The organism is Tenacibaculum sp. FZY0031 (assembly GCF_036350695.1).
GTDB lineage: Bacteria > Bacteroidota > Bacteroidia > Flavobacteriales > Flavobacteriaceae > Polaribacter.
Genome location: NZ_JAZDVY010000008.1, coordinates 211,374 through 229,041, shown reverse-complemented (window position 1 = coordinate 229,041; position 17,668 = coordinate 211,374). Strand labels below are relative to the sequence as shown.

17 protein-coding genes are annotated in these 17,668 nt (G+C 32.6%); 6 read left to right on the top strand and 11 right to left on the bottom strand.

All coding sequences use genetic code 11. The features are described 5' to 3' along the window. Positions 1-31: 31 nt before the first annotated feature. The 7 genes from V1T75_RS13125 to tyrS all read right to left on the bottom strand — a co-directional run bounded on the left by V1T75_RS13125 (position 32) and on the right by tyrS (position 6,529). Positions 32-574, bottom strand: coding sequence for a porin family protein (locus V1T75_RS13125; protein WP_330488981.1), 543 nt, complete (start codon positions 572-574; stop codon positions 32-34). Between the two features lie 164 nt (positions 575-738). After that, on the bottom strand, positions 739-1,281 hold the full coding sequence (locus V1T75_RS13120) for a DUF2911 domain-containing protein (RefSeq protein ID WP_330488980.1): 543 nt from the start codon (positions 1,279-1,281) through the stop codon (positions 739-741). 122 nt (positions 1,282-1,403) lie between these two features. Next, positions 1,404-2,393 (bottom strand): transporter, encoded by a 990-nt coding sequence (locus V1T75_RS13115; protein ID WP_330488979.1) that lies wholly within the window; start codon positions 2,391-2,393, stop codon positions 1,404-1,406. After that, a complete protein-coding gene (locus V1T75_RS13110; protein ID WP_330488978.1) occupies positions 2,356-3,387 on the bottom strand; it encodes a cytochrome-c peroxidase in 1,032 nt (343 codons plus the stop codon). Before V1T75_RS13110 ends, V1T75_RS13115 begins: the two co-directional genes overlap by 38 nt. 100 nt (positions 3,388-3,487) lie before the next feature. Beyond that, entirely contained in the window at positions 3,488-4,282 is a 795-nt protein-coding gene (locus V1T75_RS13105) for an MbnP family protein (RefSeq protein ID WP_330488977.1), read from the bottom strand. A 161-nt stretch (positions 4,283-4,443) separates the two neighbouring features. Then, the gene (locus V1T75_RS13100; protein WP_330488976.1) at positions 4,444-4,812 is read right to left on the bottom strand and encodes a hypothetical protein; all 369 of its coding nucleotides are present in this window, start codon (positions 4,810-4,812) and stop codon (positions 4,444-4,446) included. Between the two features lie 412 nt (positions 4,813-5,224). Beyond that, on the bottom strand, positions 5,225-6,529 hold the full coding sequence (tyrS, locus tag V1T75_RS13095; RefSeq protein ID WP_330488975.1) for a tyrosine--tRNA ligase: 1,305 nt from the start codon (positions 6,527-6,529) through the stop codon (positions 5,225-5,227). Between the two features lie 62 nt (positions 6,530-6,591). Between tyrS and V1T75_RS13090 the strand changes: the two genes are divergently transcribed. After that, complete coding sequence (locus tag V1T75_RS13090) at positions 6,592-7,602, top strand: NAD-dependent epimerase/dehydratase family protein (RefSeq protein WP_330488974.1); 1,011 nt, start codon at positions 6,592-6,594, stop codon at positions 7,600-7,602. On the opposite strand, the gene V1T75_RS13085 is transcribed toward V1T75_RS13090, so the two are convergent. Genes V1T75_RS13085 through V1T75_RS13070 form a run of 4 tightly spaced genes read right to left on the bottom strand, consistent with a single transcriptional unit; the run spans position 7,595 to position 10,607 of the window. Next, entirely contained in the window at positions 7,595-8,071 is a 477-nt protein-coding gene (locus V1T75_RS13085) for a DUF4296 domain-containing protein (protein WP_330488973.1), read from the bottom strand. The genes V1T75_RS13090 and V1T75_RS13085 overlap by 8 nt on opposite strands. Continuing rightward, entirely contained in the window at positions 8,072-9,412 is a 1,341-nt protein-coding gene (locus V1T75_RS13080) for a dihydroorotase (RefSeq protein WP_330488972.1), read from the bottom strand. A 6-nt stretch (positions 9,413-9,418) separates the two neighbouring features. Further along, positions 9,419-9,880 (bottom strand): GNAT family N-acetyltransferase, encoded by a 462-nt coding sequence (locus V1T75_RS13075; RefSeq protein WP_330488971.1) that lies wholly within the window; start codon positions 9,878-9,880, stop codon positions 9,419-9,421. A gap of 4 nt (positions 9,881-9,884) precedes the next feature. After that, positions 9,885-10,607 carry a polyprenol monophosphomannose synthase gene (locus V1T75_RS13070; protein ID WP_330488970.1) on the bottom strand — a complete coding sequence of 241 codons (723 nt, stop codon included), beginning with the start codon at positions 10,605-10,607 and terminating at the stop codon, positions 9,885-9,887. 77 nt (positions 10,608-10,684) lie between these two features. On the opposite strand from V1T75_RS13070, the gene V1T75_RS16405 reads away from it, so the two are divergent. From V1T75_RS16405 to V1T75_RS13050, 5 genes are all read left to right on the top strand, one after another. After that, complete coding sequence (locus V1T75_RS16405; protein ID WP_417799282.1) at positions 10,685-11,323, top strand: DUF4271 domain-containing protein; 639 nt, start codon at positions 10,685-10,687, stop codon at positions 11,321-11,323. 14 nt (positions 11,324-11,337) lie between these two features. Further along, positions 11,338-12,084 (top strand): uroporphyrinogen-III synthase, encoded by a 747-nt coding sequence (locus V1T75_RS13065; RefSeq protein ID WP_330488969.1) that lies wholly within the window; start codon positions 11,338-11,340, stop codon positions 12,082-12,084. Positions 12,085-12,194: 110 nt separating this feature from the next. After that, a complete protein-coding gene (locus V1T75_RS13060) occupies positions 12,195-12,899 on the top strand; it encodes a TIGR04282 family arsenosugar biosynthesis glycosyltransferase (protein ID WP_330488968.1) in 705 nt (234 codons plus the stop codon). A 100-nt stretch (positions 12,900-12,999) separates the two neighbouring features. Continuing rightward, a complete protein-coding gene (locus tag V1T75_RS13055) occupies positions 13,000-16,215 on the top strand; it encodes a SusC/RagA family TonB-linked outer membrane protein (protein ID WP_330488967.1) in 3,216 nt (1,071 codons plus the stop codon). An 11-nt stretch (positions 16,216-16,226) separates the two neighbouring features. Then, positions 16,227-17,651, top strand: coding sequence for a SusD/RagB family nutrient-binding outer membrane lipoprotein (locus tag V1T75_RS13050; protein WP_330488966.1), 1,425 nt, complete (start codon positions 16,227-16,229; stop codon positions 17,649-17,651). The last annotated feature ends 17 nt before the right edge of the window (positions 17,652-17,668 follow it).

Here is a 17,668-nt window from a genome sequence, read left to right as displayed (position 1 = left end):
AAACCTCTCAAAAGAGAGGTTTTTTGTATTGTTAAAACTGATATCCAACAGAAATTTGAAAAGAACCGTTTTTAATATCCGGATTTTCTTGAATTGCCGTTAATCCTAAATTATATCGTGTTTGTACAAATAAACCTTGTTTAAATTGGTAACCTAAACCAAGGTTTGCACTTAAATCATAGTTTTCTATATCTGGGTCTAAGCTTCCACCATCGTTTGTTTTTACAACATCATCTACTAAAAAAGATATTTGAGGACCTAGCTCAAGAGAAAAACCATCAACAATATAATATTTAGCCATGACTGGCAACGAAATGTAATCTATTTTTAATTGATTAGCATCGTTTTCTGTACCCATTTGTGAGTACAAAACTTCTGGTTGAATAGAAAATGAATCTGATAATTTCAATTCCACTAATCCACCTACATGAAGTCCCAATTTCGAATCGGTATTTAAGTTTTCTCCATGGATCGTAGCAATATTTAACCCTGCTTTTACTCCAAATTTAACTTGTTGTGCTTTAACTCCTGAAAATGCGATTATGCATAAAATCACAAGTACTGTTTTTTTCATCATCATAATTTTAATTTATATAGAGAGACTTTGGAACAATCATCATGCCAACTTTCTTAATGTTTTGTTGAAGCTTGGGGTATCTTTCTTTATGAACTTCAATATAACCCACAAAAAAACAGGCATTTAAAAATGCCTGTTTTTTTTATATACTTAATTATATATTATCCTTTTATAGGAACCGTAACAATAACATTATCCCACCCGATGTACATATTAAATGCATCGTCTTCTCCTTCAAAAACAATAGAAAAAGCTTCAATTGTTTCGTCTGATTTAGAAGTAGGTGCGATTACTCTAGCTACATCTTCTCTTTCATTATAAAAGTAAGATCCCCAAACATTTTTGGCAGTATTTAAAATAAGAGTCCACTCTTTTTCTCCTGGAATCGTAAATAGTGTATATGTTCCTGCTTTTACTTTTTGGTCTCCAAAAACTACATCTTTATAAAATGTAATTTCAGCCGCTTCATTAGCACCTGTTCTCCATACTTTTCCCATTGGAGCTAATTTTGCTAATGATCTTCCTTTTAATTGAGGACGACTATAAACAACTTTTACTTTCTTATCTGAAATCCTGTAACTACTTGGATAGGCAGCCACATCCATAGGACTTTTATCTAAGCTTACAAATTTTTGAGCCGCTGCATCGTTTGTAAATACTAGTGCTACAGCAAATATGATAATTGATAAAATTGATTTTTTCATGTTCTTATTTTTAATTATTAACTGAGGATTCGTCACCAAATTTAAGAATCCTTACGTAAAATCTATTATTTTTTTTAAAACAATGATCGCTTTAACTCCCAAGATAACAAAGAACAGTCTTCTTAAAAATTGTAATTCAGGTAAATAGCCGACCTGTACTTTACCTCTATGGTTCCTTGTGCTAAATTTTGCTGAATTGGATACATTGCTAAGACACCTATTGTTAATTTTTTTGCATTGTATTCTGCTCCTAAATTAGAAAACAATGCATAACCTTCTGTATCTTTCACTTTTAAACCTATCGTTTTATTACTAGCAAAAACCTCTCCAGAAATTCCTACCGATGGCACAAAGCTATTTTGCTTACTATCTTTAAACATATAAAAAAAGGTACTGTTAAAGTTAAATTGATTTCCAAATCTGTATTCCTCTTTATTTGTTGTTTTTATATAGTAATTAAAATAATTTGTAATTCCAAAATCGTTTCTTTTATACACATATTGAAGGTTGGTAATTATATCTATACTTCCAGTTCCCAACTGAAAGCTAGGATTAATAGAATTATTTATTGCCTCGTTGTACGTTCCGGTAGGCAGTTTCATTCCAGCTCCAATTTTTAAGAGATGATTAGAAGAGATGATCTTATCTTTTTCTTCTTTATACTTCCCAGTAGTTTTATTCAAAAATGTATAATTAATTAAGAAAGAAATATCTCCTAAGCCTTCAATAGCTGTAGTTTTATCGATATAGTCTCTTGTATGAAAATGGAAAGGCACAAAAACTTGTGCTTCTAAATACTCGTTGATAATAGGAATTCTAGACCATACTTGTACTGTATTAAAATACTCGTTGATAATTGGTGAATTCTTAAAAATCCCGTCTTTAGACTGATATTTTTGATGTAGGTAACGCACTCCAACAAAGTTATTGTCGATAATTCCTCCCATTCCTAAACTACCTCCACTATTACTGCATCCACAAGCATCACAATCTAAAAATAGTTCGTAACGCTCTGGGAAAGGGGTATTGGCTTGTATTTGTACTGAAATAAGTATTCCTAGAATAAACATTCCCTTATTCAGCAAATCTTTTGTCTCTGATAAATTCTTCATCTGTTAGTGTTTTTAAAAAGACTATAATATCTTCCTTTTCTTGTTCGTTTAAGGGTATTCCCCATGTTCCATCTTCCTTTTTAAGGATTGGGTCTACGTTTTGAGTTTCTTGAACTCCTGTTGCATAAAAATTCAATACTGATTTTAGAGATCCAAATCGACCATCGTGCATATATGGAGCGGTAAGCTCAATATTTCTAAGACTTGGTACTTTAAACTTGTATTTGTCACCTTCCAACAAGGTTACTGTCATTCTACCTATATCATTAAGTGCTGGATTAATTGGTAAACCATTATTTCTAAAAGCATCATCCGTAAACAAATCTGATACGTGGCAAGAGGCACATTTAGCATTGAAAAGTTCTAATCCGTTTTTTTCTTGTTCAGAAAATGCTCCTCCCTTTTCCACTCGAACATATTTATCGTATTTTGAATTTGCAGAAACCATCATAAGCATGAATTGAGACATCGCTTTAAATGTATGATCGGCATTGATTTGTCCATCTTCGAAGGCTTGACTAAATAATTTTCGGTACGCTGCATCTTGCCGTAGTTTTTCTAAAATATTAGTTACGGTTTCATCCATTTCAACAGGATTGGTAATGGGTATTATAGGAAACATATCTAAATGAAAAGCTGCTCCGTCCCATGAAAACTGTTTTTGAAATGCCATATTTTGAATTGGTGGTGTATTTCTTGTTCCTTCTCTATCTTCTACTCCGTGACTTAACTGATGTCCGTGATGAGTAAACGCAAATTTTTGTTGATGACAAAAAGCGCAAGAAACCACACCATCAGAAGATAATTTTCCATCATAAAAAAGCTTTTTACCCAACTCAAAACCTTTTTCTGTAATTGGATTTGATCTTAGATTATAATGAGGTGTTGGGAAATTGCTAGGCTGTTCCAATACTAGCTCAACATTTGTATATACATCTTCTTCTTTACAGCCATACAAAACACTTACGAGCAATACAATCATTAATTTTTTCATTACGTACGGTATTAAGAGTCAATTGAAAACAATTGACTTGTTATACTTAAAAAAACTAAAGAACAGTGTTTTACCACTATTCTTTAGACATCCTTAATTATTAATGATGATTGGTATGGTGTACATGATGTACCATAAACATGTTCGTATAATTTTCGGCTATTAAAGAGGCCTTATCTCCCCCCATAATTGTTGCACCTTCAGATAACTTAACCTTAGAAACTCCGTCTAGCATTGTATTTGCATCTACTTTAATATGTAATTGAGGTGATTGCTCCTTACTAACAATAGCAACATCCATTGGTAATACTACCTCTTTGTATAAATCAACTGTTGTTCCTCTACTTGCAATATGCAACATAAATGGGTTCTCATCAACAGCCACTGCTTCTTTGTAATTTCCTTCTAAAACGACAAACTTGTATCCAGCTTGCCAGTTCCAAGTTAAGTTATAGCTCTCAGCCAAAGTCCAAAAATCTTGCTGTACAGCTTGCCCCTCTTTAAATCTTTCTTGGTCAATTCCAATTCCGAATTTAATTTGTGTATACTTCCCCGCAGGTACCTCTTTAAGCGATATTTGAACTTTTTTTACCTTATCTCCTCCTCCTTCACTTATTATAAAGTAACTTTTTTCTTTAGGATATACATATTCTTCTCCTTCTTCTGTTATGAGCACAAAATTACTTACGATATAATCGAAAGAGTTTATTGTTAATGTTTCTCCGTTTCCGTTTGTGTAAGTTGAAGTTCCTAACAAAAGTTTGTCTTCAGCAAAACCATTATCAAACTCTATTACTACCTCATTTTCCCCTTCTAATTTATCGTTAATTATCTCATCATCACTACAAGAAGTGAACGCTATAGCCAAAGCTATGAAAGCTAATATTTTTTTCATCTTTTAAATTTTATGTACTACAGTACTTCTTTAACAATGCTGAGCATCATTAAAGATTTTACTTGTAAATTGTTTTAATCTTGTTTTTATTTTACAATAGTCTACCATTTTGATTACGTTATTTGTAACCAATTAGTAGTAATTATAGCTAAGTATGAAGATTAAATAATAGGAGGATGAAATACTTTTTGATTAAATAGGTAGTAATAGTTTTTCTTATAAGAAAATAATTCTTTTTCTTTTACAAAGTGTTTTTCTTCTAAATCTAAATTTAAGATTGAAACAAACCCTATCGGATATTCTTCCATTGCAATTCGCAACGATTTAAAATCATCGTCTTGTTGCTTTTCAAGCTCCATCATTAACTGACATTTACCATTACAGTTTAACTCTGGTTTATCTTTGTTAATACACAAAACTTTTGATATATAATCATAATTTATTGCGTACTCTACAAAAGGAGCTATTGGGCGTAACATGGCTATCATGTACAATGCAACAAAAAAATATATGCTTAGTTTCTTTAACAAAAAAGGGCTTTTTACTAACACAAAGATACGACTATCTCTACTGATAACCAATGGTAAAAATACAAGTTTTTTGTTTTATTTTAATTTATTCTAAATAAAAAGCTTATATTTGCACGGATTTTACCAATAGCAAATGATTGTTTTTTATACTGAAACCAAGAAAGTAACCTCTGTCAAAACATTACAGAGAACAACTATTTGTAGTTCTTCCTGTGCTAGCAACTGTATTAAACCTAAAAATAAATGCTGCAACAAATATCAAAAGAAAGGAATTAATTGTAAAAGATGTCCGTTAACGTTTGATTTAAGAGCAGTTTCATAACAATAATTTCCCCCGTTTGTTTATATATTACAAACAAAAAAAACCTTAAAGAAATTTCTTTAAGGTTTTTTTAGTATATCTAAAAGCTATTTAAGCTACTTTTAATAAAAAGTAATTTTTCTTACCTCTTTGTAATAACACATACTTATCTGCAATTAAATCTTTGGAAGTAATTACAAAGTCTTCACTTACTTTTTCTTTATTTACAGATATTGAATTTTCTTTTAAGGCTCTTCGAGCATCTCCATTTGATTTTAAAAAGCCTGTTTTGGCTGCTAAAGCGGCAATCATATCCAACCCACCAGTTATGTCCTCTGTACTAACTTCTGCTTGGGGTACGCCATCAAACACATCTAAGAACGTTTGCTCATCTAAGTTCTTTAAATCTTCAGCTGTAGATTTTCCAAATAAGATATTTGAAGCAGCAATTGCTTTAGCTAATTCTTCTTTTGAGTGTACAAAAATAGTTACTTCCTCAGCTAACTTCTTTTGTAAAGCTCTTTGATGTGGCGCTTCTTTATGTTCAGCAATGAGAGCACCAATAGTTTCTTTATCTAAAAACGTGAATATTTTGATATACTTTTCCGCATCTTCATCTGAAGTATTTAACCAAAATTGGTAAAACTTGTAAACGGATGTTTTAGCTGCATCTAACCAAACATTTCCTCCTTCAGACTTTCCAAATTTAGAACCGTCTGCTTTTGTAATTAATGGGCAAGTAGCTGCAAATGCTTTTGCATCTTCACCTGGTGTCATTCTACGAACTAACTCTGTACCTGTGGTAATATTACCCCATTGGTCAGACCCTCCCATTTGTAATTTACAATTTAAGGTTTTATATAAGTGATAGAAATCATACCCTTGAATTAATTGATACGTAAACTCTGTAAAACTCATTCCGTTACCAGCTTCTCCTGTAATACGCTTTTTTACAGAATCTTTTGCCATCATGTAGTTTACAGTAATTCTCTTACCAACATCTCGCACAAATTCGATGAATGAAAAATCTTTCATCCAATCGTAATTGTTTACCAATAAAGGAGTGTTTTTAGCCCCGTTATCAAAATCTAAAAAGCGACCTAATGTTCTTTTTAAACCTGCTACGTTTTTTGCTAAAGCTTCTTCATTTAATAAATTACGCTCATCTGATTTTCCTGTTGGATCACCGATCATACCTGTTGCACCTCCTACTAAAGCTACTGGCTGATGCCCTGCTTTTTCAATGTGAACTAGTAAAATAATTGGAACTAAACTACCAATGTGTAACGAATCTGCAGTTGGATCAAAGCCAATATAAACCGACGTCATTTCTTTTTGAAGTTGTTCTTCGGTTCCTGGCATAATGTCGTGTATCATTCCACGCCATTGTAATTCTTCTACTAAATTCTTGGTCATTTTATTCTATTTTTAAAGAAGCAAAGATAAGTTTATCAGCCAAAATAAACTAAATTCGCTTTATGATTTTAGTTACAGGAGGAACAGGTTTAGTAGGCTCACATTTATTATATCATTTAAGCCAAAAAAACGACAAAATTCGAGCTATTTTTAGAACTGAAAAAAAGCGTGAACATGTTAAAGAAATCTTTTCTTTTTACACAGATAATGTGCAACAGTATTTTTCAAAAATTGAATGGACACAAGCTGACATTACAGATATTCCTTCCCTAGAACCTGTATTTAATAACATTACACAAGTATACCATTGTGCTGCGTTAGTTTCCTTTAATCCAAAGGATTATAGGAAAATGCGTCAGATAAATATCGAAGGAACTGCCAACTTAATCAATTTGGCTATTGATGCCAACGTAGATAAATTCTGTTTCGTAAGCTCCATTGCTGCGGTTGGGGATGCTATTAACGGAAAACCTATTAATGAAGAAAATGAATGGGTTGATAGTGATGAAAATCATGGGTATGCAATTACCAAGTACGGTGCTGAAATGGAAGTTTGGAGAGGTAGTCAGGAAAATTTGAATATCGTTATTGTAAATCCAGGAGTAATTTTAGGTGGTGGTTTTTGGAGGGAAGGATCTGGAAAGATGTTTACCCAAATAAGCGATGGATTTCCCTTTTACACGGAAGGCATTACTGGCTTTGTTGGAGTTAACGATGTTGTGAAAGCCATGATAGGCCTGATGGATTCAAACATAAACAACGAACGATTTATTCTCGTTTCAGAAAATAAATCGTTTAAAGATGTTTTATTCAGCATTGCTGACAACCTAAATAAAAAAAGACCTTCAATAAAAGTAGGGAAATTAGCTACTTCAATATTTTGGAAAATCGATTGGCTTTTAACAAAACTTACTAGTAAAGAGCCTTTACTAACTAAAAACACTGCTAAATCTGCTCACAACAAATCGTTCTATACTTCTAAGAAGATTACCGAACAACTTGGTTTTGTGTTTGAACCTATTGACCATGTAATAACTAACGTTTCTAAAGAATTTAAAAAACAAGTTACTTAAGACTCTTCTTTAAGTCTTTTTTTTCAAGTCTTCTATTTTCTTTATTTATCGAATCTTTAGGATAATCGTTTACTAATAATTCTTTATTTAAAATAGTATCTTTTTGGATCCCTTTTATAGAGTCTTGAACTTCTTGTTCTTTCTTGTATAAAATGTCTAATGAATCAATGTTGCTCTTTACATTTTTTAAAATTCCTGCATACTCATCAACCATAGAGGTATAATATGTATTGCTAGCATCAAAACGAGTGCTATCAATTTTATATTTTTCGTACACCAAAATCATATAGTTTTTCTCTCTCTTTAACAACTTATTTTTTTGGTTTTTGGCTGAAGAGGCAATATACATATCCGTTAATAACGAAACCATTGAATCTTTAGGAATAAGATTCTCCGGTTTTTTATAAATCGTATTGCTATTACACGACACTATAAACAGCCCCAGACATATGTAAAAAAAAGATTTCATTTATCTATTAAATAATAATCGTTTTCCTTTAATTTCTTCATTAAACACCCCTTCATTGTACATTAAATTTCCATTTACGAATGTATGTGTTATCTGGTTTGAAAACTCAACTCCTTCGAAAGGAGACCATCCACATTTATACAATACATTTTCTTTATCTACAGTCCACTTCTTATCTGCATCAACCAAAACTAAATCGGCATAAAAACCTTCTTTTATAAATCCTCTTTTTTCAATTTGGAAAATCTTTGCTGGATTATGGCTCATTTTTTCTACTGCCTTTTCAATTGGCAACACCCCTTCTTTTACTTTTTCTAAAATCGCTGGAACAGCATGTTGTACTAACGGTCCTCCACTAGGGGCTTTTGTATATACGTTATCCTTTTCTTCTAAGGTATGAGGTGCATGATCGGTTGCTATGATATCAATTCTATCATCTAGCAGCGCCTTCCATAAACCATCTTTATCTTTTTGAGTTTTTACCGCAGGGTTCCACTTAATATACATCCCTTTTGTATCGTAATCGGCATCGGTAAACCATAAGTGATGTACACAAACCTCAGCCGTAATTTGTTTTTCTTCTAAAGGAATATCATTTCGGAATAAGTGGGTTTCTTTTTCTGTAGATAAATGAAAAATATGTAAACGTGCTCCTGTTTTCTTTGCTAATTCAATTGCTTTTGAGGATGATAAATAACATGCTTCTTCACTACGAATTAACGGATGGTATTTTACAGGAATATCATCACCGTATTTTGCTTTGTATTCTTCTGTATTTTTTCTAATGGTAGCTTCATCTTCACAATGTACAGAGATTAACATTTTAGTTGAAGAAAATATTTTCTCAAGCACCTCTTCATTATCTACCAACATATTTCCTGTTGAAGAACCTAAAAATAACTTGATACCAGCAACGTTTTTAGGGTTTGTTTTTAATAACTCTTCTAAGTTATCATTCGTTCCACCAAACATAAACGAATAGTTTGCGTATGATGTTTTACTTGCCATATCAAACTTATCAGCTAGTAATTCTTGAGTGGTTGCTTGAGGCACTGTATTAGGCATTTCAATGAAAGAAGTAATTCCTCCAGCAATTGCAGCCTTACTTTCGGTAGCAATATTTGCTTTATGTGTTAACCCTGGTTCACGAAAATGTACTTGATCGTCAATCATACCTGGAATTAAAAACTTTCCTTCAGCATCAACCATTAATACATCATCGGTAGGAAGTAAGTTTTCTCCTATTTCTTTAATAAATTCTCCTTCTATTAAAACATCGCCTTTAAAAACCTTGTTTTCGTTTACGATTTTTGCGTTTTTAATTAAATATGCTTGCTTCATTTTCTATTAAATTTCCATTTTCATGTTAATCAAACTCTTATGAAAACCAAAGCGCTCATAAGATTTTATAGCCCCTAAATTATCTTTATAAACATCTAGCCTTAGTTCTTTTAGTTCTTTACTCTTTGCCCAACTTTTTAAAGACTCTAAAATTAACGAACTGATTCTTTGGCCTCTAAAATTTGGTTTTACATACATAAACCCAATATACCCATTTTGTTCATTTTTACGATAACTTCGAGATTTTTCGATCCTAAGATAACCTGAACCTACAATTTCCTCTTCAGCCATTGCCACGATTAAATGTACATTTTCAGCAAAAATCATTTCCTCTAAATTGTAGTAGTTAATCTTTCCCTCTTTTAAGGATGAATCAAAAGGTCTTTCTGCTTCTATAACTCCTTGTTCAAACGCTAACAAGGTTTCCATATCTTCTTTCCTTGCTTCTCTTGTAGTAATTATAGTCATGCTCTTATTTCGGTAATCCGTTAATTCTCATTTTTATCACACCAAAAACAGCTTCTTTGATTATGCCTTTGCTTAGTTTTGACTTTCCTAGTACTCTATCAGTAAAAATAACTGAAACTTCTTTCACATTAAACCTGTGCTTCCAAGCTTTATATTTCATTTCTATTTGAAATGCATAGCCTACGAACTTAACCTTATCTAATTGAATGGTTTCAAGTACTTTTCTTTTGTAGCATACAAAACCCGCTGTAGTATCGTGAATAGGCATTCTGGTAATTAGTCGTACATATTTTGATGCAAAATAAGATAGTAACACCCTACTCATTGGCCAATTAACTACATTAACTCCCACTGAATATCTTGAGCCTATAGCTACATCTGCTCCTTCCTGAACACACTCATTATACAATCTAATTAAATCGTTAGGGTTGTGCGAGAAATCGGCATCCATTTCAATAATATAATCGTATTGTTTTGCGATTGCCCATTTAAAACCATGAATATATGCAGTACCTAATCCATTTTTTCCTTTCCTTTTTTCGATGAAAAGTTGACTTGGAAACTCTTCTTGTAAACTTGCTACAATGGCTGCTGTTCCATCAGGGGAGTTGTCATCCACAACCAACACATGAAACGCCTTTTCTTGACTAAAAGTTGCTCGAATAATAGCTTCGATGTTTTCTTTCTCGTTATACGTAGGAATTATGACTAAAGCGTCTGACTTCATGTAATTTTCATATAATTCTAGGCAAAGATACACTTATTTATTACTAATTTTGTGTTAATTAAAAAGTATAAAAGCAATTGCAAGCAGTAGAACGAATTACAAACCATGATAGTTGGATTACTTTAGTTATTGTATTAGCTATTGTGTTATTGGCTATGATGAAATCGTTAAAGCCTACCAAGATATACGGGTATGCAATTGCTTTTATTACTCCTGGTTTTTTTCATAAAAGAATGGAAGAAGGGATTTCTTTTTTTACCCCTTTTAAGCTGTTGCTTTTTTCTTTTTCAATAATTGTTATCTCGTTGTTTTTATTTCTAACTTTAATATCAGAAATATACTCTCATAGCTTTTTAACTTTTTTAGGGTTGTTAATATTTGTTACTATATATTTCTCTTTGCGCTTTATTATAGATTATACTTTGACTAATACTTTAGGGCTATCATCAATTGTACGTTATTTTTTACATACAAAATCGGGGTATTTGTATGTTCTTAGTATCTGGCTACTTCCCATTATTATACTGTACCAATATACTTTTACCAACAAACTTTTTTTAATTTATTCTTTTGGTATCTTGCTTATTTTTAGAGCTTTTTTAATTTTAACCAACAATAAAAAACTTGTAATTAACAAGTTGTTTTATTTTATTTTGTACTTTTGCACCCTTGAAATAGCACCGCTATTAATTCTTTATAAAACAACAACTACGTAATAAAGAGAAAGTTTATGAAAGTTAAAACTATTTTAGTCTCTCAACCTAAACCAAAGACAGAAACATCGCCATATTTTGACTTGGCGGAAAAGCAAAAGGTTAAGGTTGACTTTCGATCGTTTATTCATGTCGAGGGAATTCCTGTAAAGGAAGTAAGAGCTCAAAAAGTTGATTTAAACAATTACACAGCCATTATACTTACCAGTAGAAATGCTGTCGATCATTTTTTTAGAATCGCTGAAGAAATGCGTTTTACTGTTCCTGATGATATGAAGTACTTCTGTCAGTCTGAAGCTGTGGCCTATTATTTACAGAAATACGTTGTGTACCGTAAACGTAAAATTTATGTTGGTAATAGAACATTTCCTGAATTAACTAAATTGATCAAGAAACATAAAGACGAGAAGTTTTTACTTCCTTCTTCTGATAAATTAAAACCTTTAATTCCTGAAGAATTGGATAAATTAGGGGTTGACTGGAAACGTGCTGACCTATACAGAACCGTAGTCAGTGACTTATCTGATTTGGAAGATGTTTTTTATGATATTTTAGTATTCTTTAGTCCATCAGGAATTGATAGTTTATTTGAAAACTTTCCTGATTTCAAACAAAATAATACTCGAATAGCTGTTTTTGGCAACACTACTATTAAAGCTGTTGAAGATAGAGGTTTACGTGTAGACATTGCTGCTCCAACACCTGAGACACCTTCAATGACTATGGCTTTAGAAAAATACATTAAAGAAGTTAATAAAAAATAAGCAACCTACTTGCTCTTAAAAGCCGCTAATTAAATTAGCGGCTTTTTTTGTAATGTCAATCTATTTCTTTCGACTTTTCCATTTTATTATAATTAATGGAAAGTCCATAAATGTCAAAACAACAGCCCAAAATAGCTATTCTTATTTTTGCAAACTCTTCTAAAAGAGAAGCTGAACATAAGTTTTTAGGAAAAGGGCAAGAATTATTTGACTACTTAAATAAAAAGATAGTTTTTGAAGCTTCAAAAACAAACGCTCAAATATGTATTTGTAATGAAACTCACCAAATAGGAGCAACTTTTGGTCAGCGTTTTACAAACGCTTTAGAGCACACTTTTGCCAAAGGGTTTCATAACATAATTGTTGTAGGAAATGACAGTCCAAATTTAAACGCTTCTCACCTACAAAAGGCCATTGATCACCTTCAAAACGACCTTCCTGTTTTAGGTCCCTCAATAGATGGAGGTATTTATTTACTCGCCATTAATCGAAAACATTTTAACAAGAGAAGTTTTGCAACACTCCCTTGGAAAACTCCTGAGTTATTTGGTGCGCTTAAAAAAACACTTGAAAAAAACGAACACTCTGTATTGCAACTTGCATACTTAAAAGATATTGATTCAGAAAACGATTTAACCTATTTTTTAAATCGTTATTCAACGAATAACTTCTTAAAATATTTAATTAATAAGATACTTCTCGTATTGAGAAAAAGTTTTTACAACACCTCATACAGGTACAAGTATCAATACACTTCAGTACTTTATAACAAAGGTTCTCCTAAAACTTCACGAAGAACACCCATCTTTTCTTAAGTACAGTAACATCATAACAATCATTCTTTTAGTGGTAAAACGCTTCGCTTTTACTTACTCTTTGATGGTTCTCTATATGAAACAAAATTTATAAAAACACATGAAACAAATCTTACTCGGGTTGTTATTATGCGTAACCACCTTTGCGAATGCTCAATATACAATTGGAGGGAAAGTAATCTCAAAAAACAATGGAATTCCTATCCCTTTTGTTAACGTAACTATCAAAAACACAACGAAAGGAACAATTACAGATAATAGCGGCAACTACTCTTTAAAAATAAAGAGTAAAAACGACAGACTAATCTTTTCTTCTATAGGCTATAAAACAGTGGAAATTGAAGTTGGTAATCAAAAAAATATCTCTATTTATTTACAAGAAGAAAATACAGGATTGGACGAAATAATTATTACTGCTTTAAATAAAAAAAGAGAGTCTAAAGAACTAGGATATGCTATTCAGAGCATCCAACAAAAAGATATTTCGGAAGTTAAATCAGTAAATTTTTTAGATAATTTATCAGGAAAATTAGCGGGTGTGAACATTACCAGTGGTGGGGCCACTGGTGTTGGCTCTTCTTCAAAAATCGTTATACGTGGCGAACAATCTTTCACCAACAACAACCCCCTTTTTATTGTAGACGGAACCCCCATAAACAATCATACTATTTTTAATAGTACTAACGAAGCAGCCGCAGGTTTTCAAGAAGCTGATTTTGGTAACGGTGCCATGGAAGTAAACGCCGATGATATTGCCTCAGTTTCTGTATTAAAAGGGGCAAGTGCTGCTGCTTTATACGGTACTAGAGCTTCTAATGGAGTTATCATCATCAACACAAAAAAAGGAAGCAATGCTTTTCAAATGAGTGTTAACTCTTCTTTATTCATTGACACAGCTTTCCAACTTCCTCAGTTTCAAAACGAATACGGACAAGGAAACTCTGGTCGTTTTGAATTTATTAATGGATTAGGTGGAGGAACTAACGACAATATTTCCTATAGTTGGGGACCAAGATTAAACCAAGGTACTTTAATTCCTCAATTTGACAGTCCAGTATCTCTACCCGATGGCACTACGGTTAGAGGAGGTGATACCGCTTTGTATAGCGGACTCCCTATTACACCTACTCCATTTATAGCACACCCTAACAACGTAACAAATTTTTATAAAACAGGTATTACAACAATTAATAATATTGCCATAGCATCGGGATTTAATCAAGGGAATTATCGTTTATCATTGACCAATGTTAACAGCGAATCAATTATACCCGGTGTTAACTTACAGCGCAAAACAGTTGCTACTAATTTGCAATTCATCCCTTCAAAAAACACTACCATTACTTCGCATGTTAATTATGTACATAGTAATAGCGATAACAGACCTTCTAACGGATACGGGTCTGAAAACGTGAATTATTCATTAGTAGCTTGGGGACCTCGATCGTTAAACATTAACAGTTTAAAAAATTATTGGCAACCAGGATTAGAGGGTAGGCAACAGTATTCGTTCAACTATACTTTTTTTGACAACCCATATTTCATATTACACGAAAATAGAAATGAATTTAACAGAGACCGTGTTTTTGGTAATATTTCAGCAAAACAACAAATTACCAACAACCTAAACCTAACACTAAGAACAGGAATGGATTACTCTAATGAAAACAGGCGTTTTTTAAGAAACTTTAGTTCCAATCGATTTAGGAATGGTGCATACGCTGAACACAAAGTAACCTACCGAGAAATTAACACCGATTTTTTAATTAATTATACCCCAAAAGTTGATAATGTTACTCTTGACATTTCCTTAGGAGGAAATCGCCTTGATCAAAGAGCTAGTACACAACAAACACAAACTACGCAATTAGCACAACCTGGTATTTTTAGCTTTAACAACGCCGCTTCTCCTATTGAAACTTTTGATTTTTCATCAGAAAAAAGAATCAACAGTTTATATGGCTTGATAAAATTAGGGTATCACAATGTCTTCTTTTTAGATATTACAGGTAGAAATGATTGGTCTAGCGCGCTTGCTACTCCAATTACCACCACTAATACTTCTTTCTTTTATCCTTCGGTTTCTACCAGCGTCATTTTAAGCAAATTATTTCCCCTTCCTACAACGGTTTCATTTGCAAAAGTTCGTGCAAGCATTGCTCAGGTTGGTAACGACACCAATCCATATCAAACTTCAAGAACTTTTATCCCCACAACAAATGTACATGCACAACCCGCATTTACAAGTCAAGATTTTATTGCCAACCCTAACTTACGTCCAGAAAAAACAACTTCTTTTGAAATAGGGGCTGATCTTCGTTTTTTTAATGATCGTTTAACTTTTGATATTACTTATTACAACGCACTTACCAAAGATCAAATTTTATCACTTCCAATTCCTATTTCATCAGGTTTTAAACAACAAGTAGTTAATGGCGGAAAAGTACGTTCTGAAGGGGTAGAACTTGTTATTAATGCCACTCCTTTTAAAACTAATAACTTCAAATGGAATACTACTGTAAACTTTAGTAAAAATGTTGCCACCATTGAATCGTTACCTCAAAACAGTGGACGAATTACATTGGCGTATTCAAGAGTCTACAACAATCCAGATCAAACTGTTTGGTTTCAAGTAGAAGAAGGCGGACGCATTGGTGATTTCTACGGAACTGGTTATTTAAAAAATGAAAAAGGTGATTTTGTCTTAACATCTGAAGGACATTTTATTGCAGACCCTACACTTAAAAAACTAGGAAATTACAATCCTGACTTTGCAATAGGACTCAACAATAGTTTTTCGTACAAAAACTGGAATTTGAATTTTCTTTTTGATTGGCGACAAGGAGGTGAATTAGTTTCGAGAACCTTAGCTTTGGCAGGGGTTGCTGGTCAATTAAAAGAAACAACTTACCGACCAACATCAGGCATTATTGCGCAAGGGGTTATAAATACTGGAACTCCAGAAAACCCAATATATGCCCCAAACACAACCGCAATAACTCCCGAAAGTTATTACAGACAATTTTACGACAGAAATCATGAAGAAAATAATGTGTATGATACCTCCTATTTAAAGCTACGACAATTTGCCCTCAGTTATACCTTCAATTTAAAAAACAATGTCTTTGGCTTTGTTAAAAACGGAGCTGATATAACTCTTTCTTTTATAGGTAAAAATGTATTTGCAATTAGTAACATTCCTCATTTTGACCCAGAACAACTAGCGGTGCAGGGAAATAGAATTGTTAGTGGTGTAGAAGATATGTCGTATGCTACCACCAAAAGCTTCGGATTTAAACTAGGTGTAACCTTTTAAAAAACAATGTCATGAAAAATTACGTATCTCTCTTCCTATTAGTACTCATAACAAGTTGTACTAGTGATTTTGAAAAAATAAATACAAACCCCAACTTTCCTGTCGATGTAGAACCCAGTTTATTATTTCGTAAAGTTATTTACAATTATGGAGAAGCAATGTCGTATGAAGGTTTTGTTGCAGGTAATTTATTAAGTCAACAACTTACTGCTTTAGATTTTAATTTATTTGATCGTCATGCTTTAAAATCACCACAATTAGGTGGGAATCCATGGCCTGTATTTTACACTAATCTAAGAGACAATGAAATTATCCTAAACAAAGCCAAAAATAATCCAACATTTAAAGTGTATGAAGGCCCTGCTTTAATTTTTAAGGCATATATGGCTATGGCTTTGACAGATCTTTTTGGAGATGTTCCCTATAGTGATGCTTTTAATGGAGATAACAAAACTGTTACTCCCAAATACGACACACAAGAAGCTATTTACTTAGCAGATGGAGGTATTTTAGATAGTTTAAAAAAGGGAATAATAGCAATTGAAAATTACACGGGTAATTTACCGCTAACGGGCGATGTTTTATACAACGGAAATCTAGATAGCTGGATTTTATTTGCCAACTCATTACGAATAAAAGCACTTATCCGTATTTCATCAAAACAAAACATAAACAAAGAACTTCAAGAAATTGTAACCGATGGCAACTACATTGCCAACAATGCTCAAAATGCTATTTTTAATTTTACAGATGGAGAGCCTAATAACTTTAGAATGGCGCGTTTACGAGTAGGAGATTTTAACAACTTTGTAATGTCTAAAACTATTGAAGAGATTTTAAAAGAGCTAAATGACCCTAGAATTCAAACTTTTTTTAGACCTTCCAGTACTCCTCCCAACAATTACAACGGGTTAATTAACGGAATAGATGCTTCAAAAACCACTATTTCATTGGGAAATTATTCATTAGCTGGCTTTATTTTTAGAGAACATGCCGGAAATTTGCAAGCCAATTATATGACCGCTTGGGAAACTAATTTTTTATTAGCAGAAGCAGCACACAAAGGATTTATTACCCACAATGCCAAATCATTATACGAATTAGCTACCACGCAAGCCTTTCGTTATTGGAACACTAACATACCTAATGATTACCTTACGACAACTGCTAGTTTTGACGACACAAAAGCCCTAGAGCAAATTATAACGCAAAAATGGATTGCTAACATTATTAACGGCTATGAAGGATGGATAGAATATCGTAGAACTGGTTTTCCTAACCTGAATCCTATTTCAGCTAGTTTAAATAACAATTTAATTCCTGTAAGAATGCCCTATCCTGCAGAGGAGGCCTCTTTAAACAACACAAATTATGAACTAGCTGCTCAAGCTACTAATGGTAATAGTATTAATTTTGGTGTTTGGTGGAATAACTAAAGTAAGAAATTAAAATT

Coding starts and splice junctions, on each gene's coding strand:
- V1T75_RS13125 (WP_330488981.1), bottom strand. CDS start 574: ATGAAAAAAACAGTACTTGTGATTTTATGCATAATCGCATTTTCAGGA.
- V1T75_RS13120 (WP_330488980.1), bottom strand. CDS start 1,281: ATGAAAAAATCAATTTTATCAATTATCATATTTGCTGTAGCACTAGTA.
- V1T75_RS13115 (WP_330488979.1), bottom strand. CDS start 2,393: ATGAAGAATTTATCAGAGACAAAAGATTTGCTGAATAAGGGAATGTTT.
- V1T75_RS13110 (WP_330488978.1), bottom strand. CDS start 3,387: ATGAAAAAATTAATGATTGTATTGCTCGTAAGTGTTTTGTATGGCTGT.
- V1T75_RS13105 (WP_330488977.1), bottom strand. CDS start 4,282: ATGAAAAAAATATTAGCTTTCATAGCTTTGGCTATAGCGTTCACTTCT.
- tyrS (WP_330488975.1), bottom strand. CDS start 6,529: ATGACCAAGAATTTAGTAGAAGAATTACAATGGCGTGGAATGATACAC.
- V1T75_RS13090 (WP_330488974.1), top strand. CDS start 6,592: ATGATTTTAGTTACAGGAGGAACAGGTTTAGTAGGCTCACATTTATTA.
- V1T75_RS13085 (WP_330488973.1), bottom strand. CDS start 8,071: ATGAAATCTTTTTTTTACATATGTCTGGGGCTGTTTATAGTGTCGTGT.
- V1T75_RS13080 (WP_330488972.1), bottom strand. CDS start 9,412: ATGAAGCAAGCATATTTAATTAAAAACGCAAAAATCGTAAACGAAAAC.
- V1T75_RS13075 (WP_330488971.1), bottom strand. CDS start 9,880: ATGACTATAATTACTACAAGAGAAGCAAGGAAAGAAGATATGGAAACC.
- V1T75_RS13070 (WP_330488970.1), bottom strand. CDS start 10,607: ATGAAGTCAGACGCTTTAGTCATAATTCCTACGTATAACGAGAAAGAA.
- V1T75_RS13065 (WP_330488969.1), top strand. CDS start 11,338: ATGAAAGTTAAAACTATTTTAGTCTCTCAACCTAAACCAAAGACAGAA.
- V1T75_RS13060 (WP_330488968.1), top strand. CDS start 12,195: ATGTCAAAACAACAGCCCAAAATAGCTATTCTTATTTTTGCAAACTCT.
- V1T75_RS13055 (WP_330488967.1), top strand. CDS start 13,000: ATGAAACAAATCTTACTCGGGTTGTTATTATGCGTAACCACCTTTGCG.
- V1T75_RS13050 (WP_330488966.1), top strand. CDS start 16,227: ATGAAAAATTACGTATCTCTCTTCCTATTAGTACTCATAACAAGTTGT.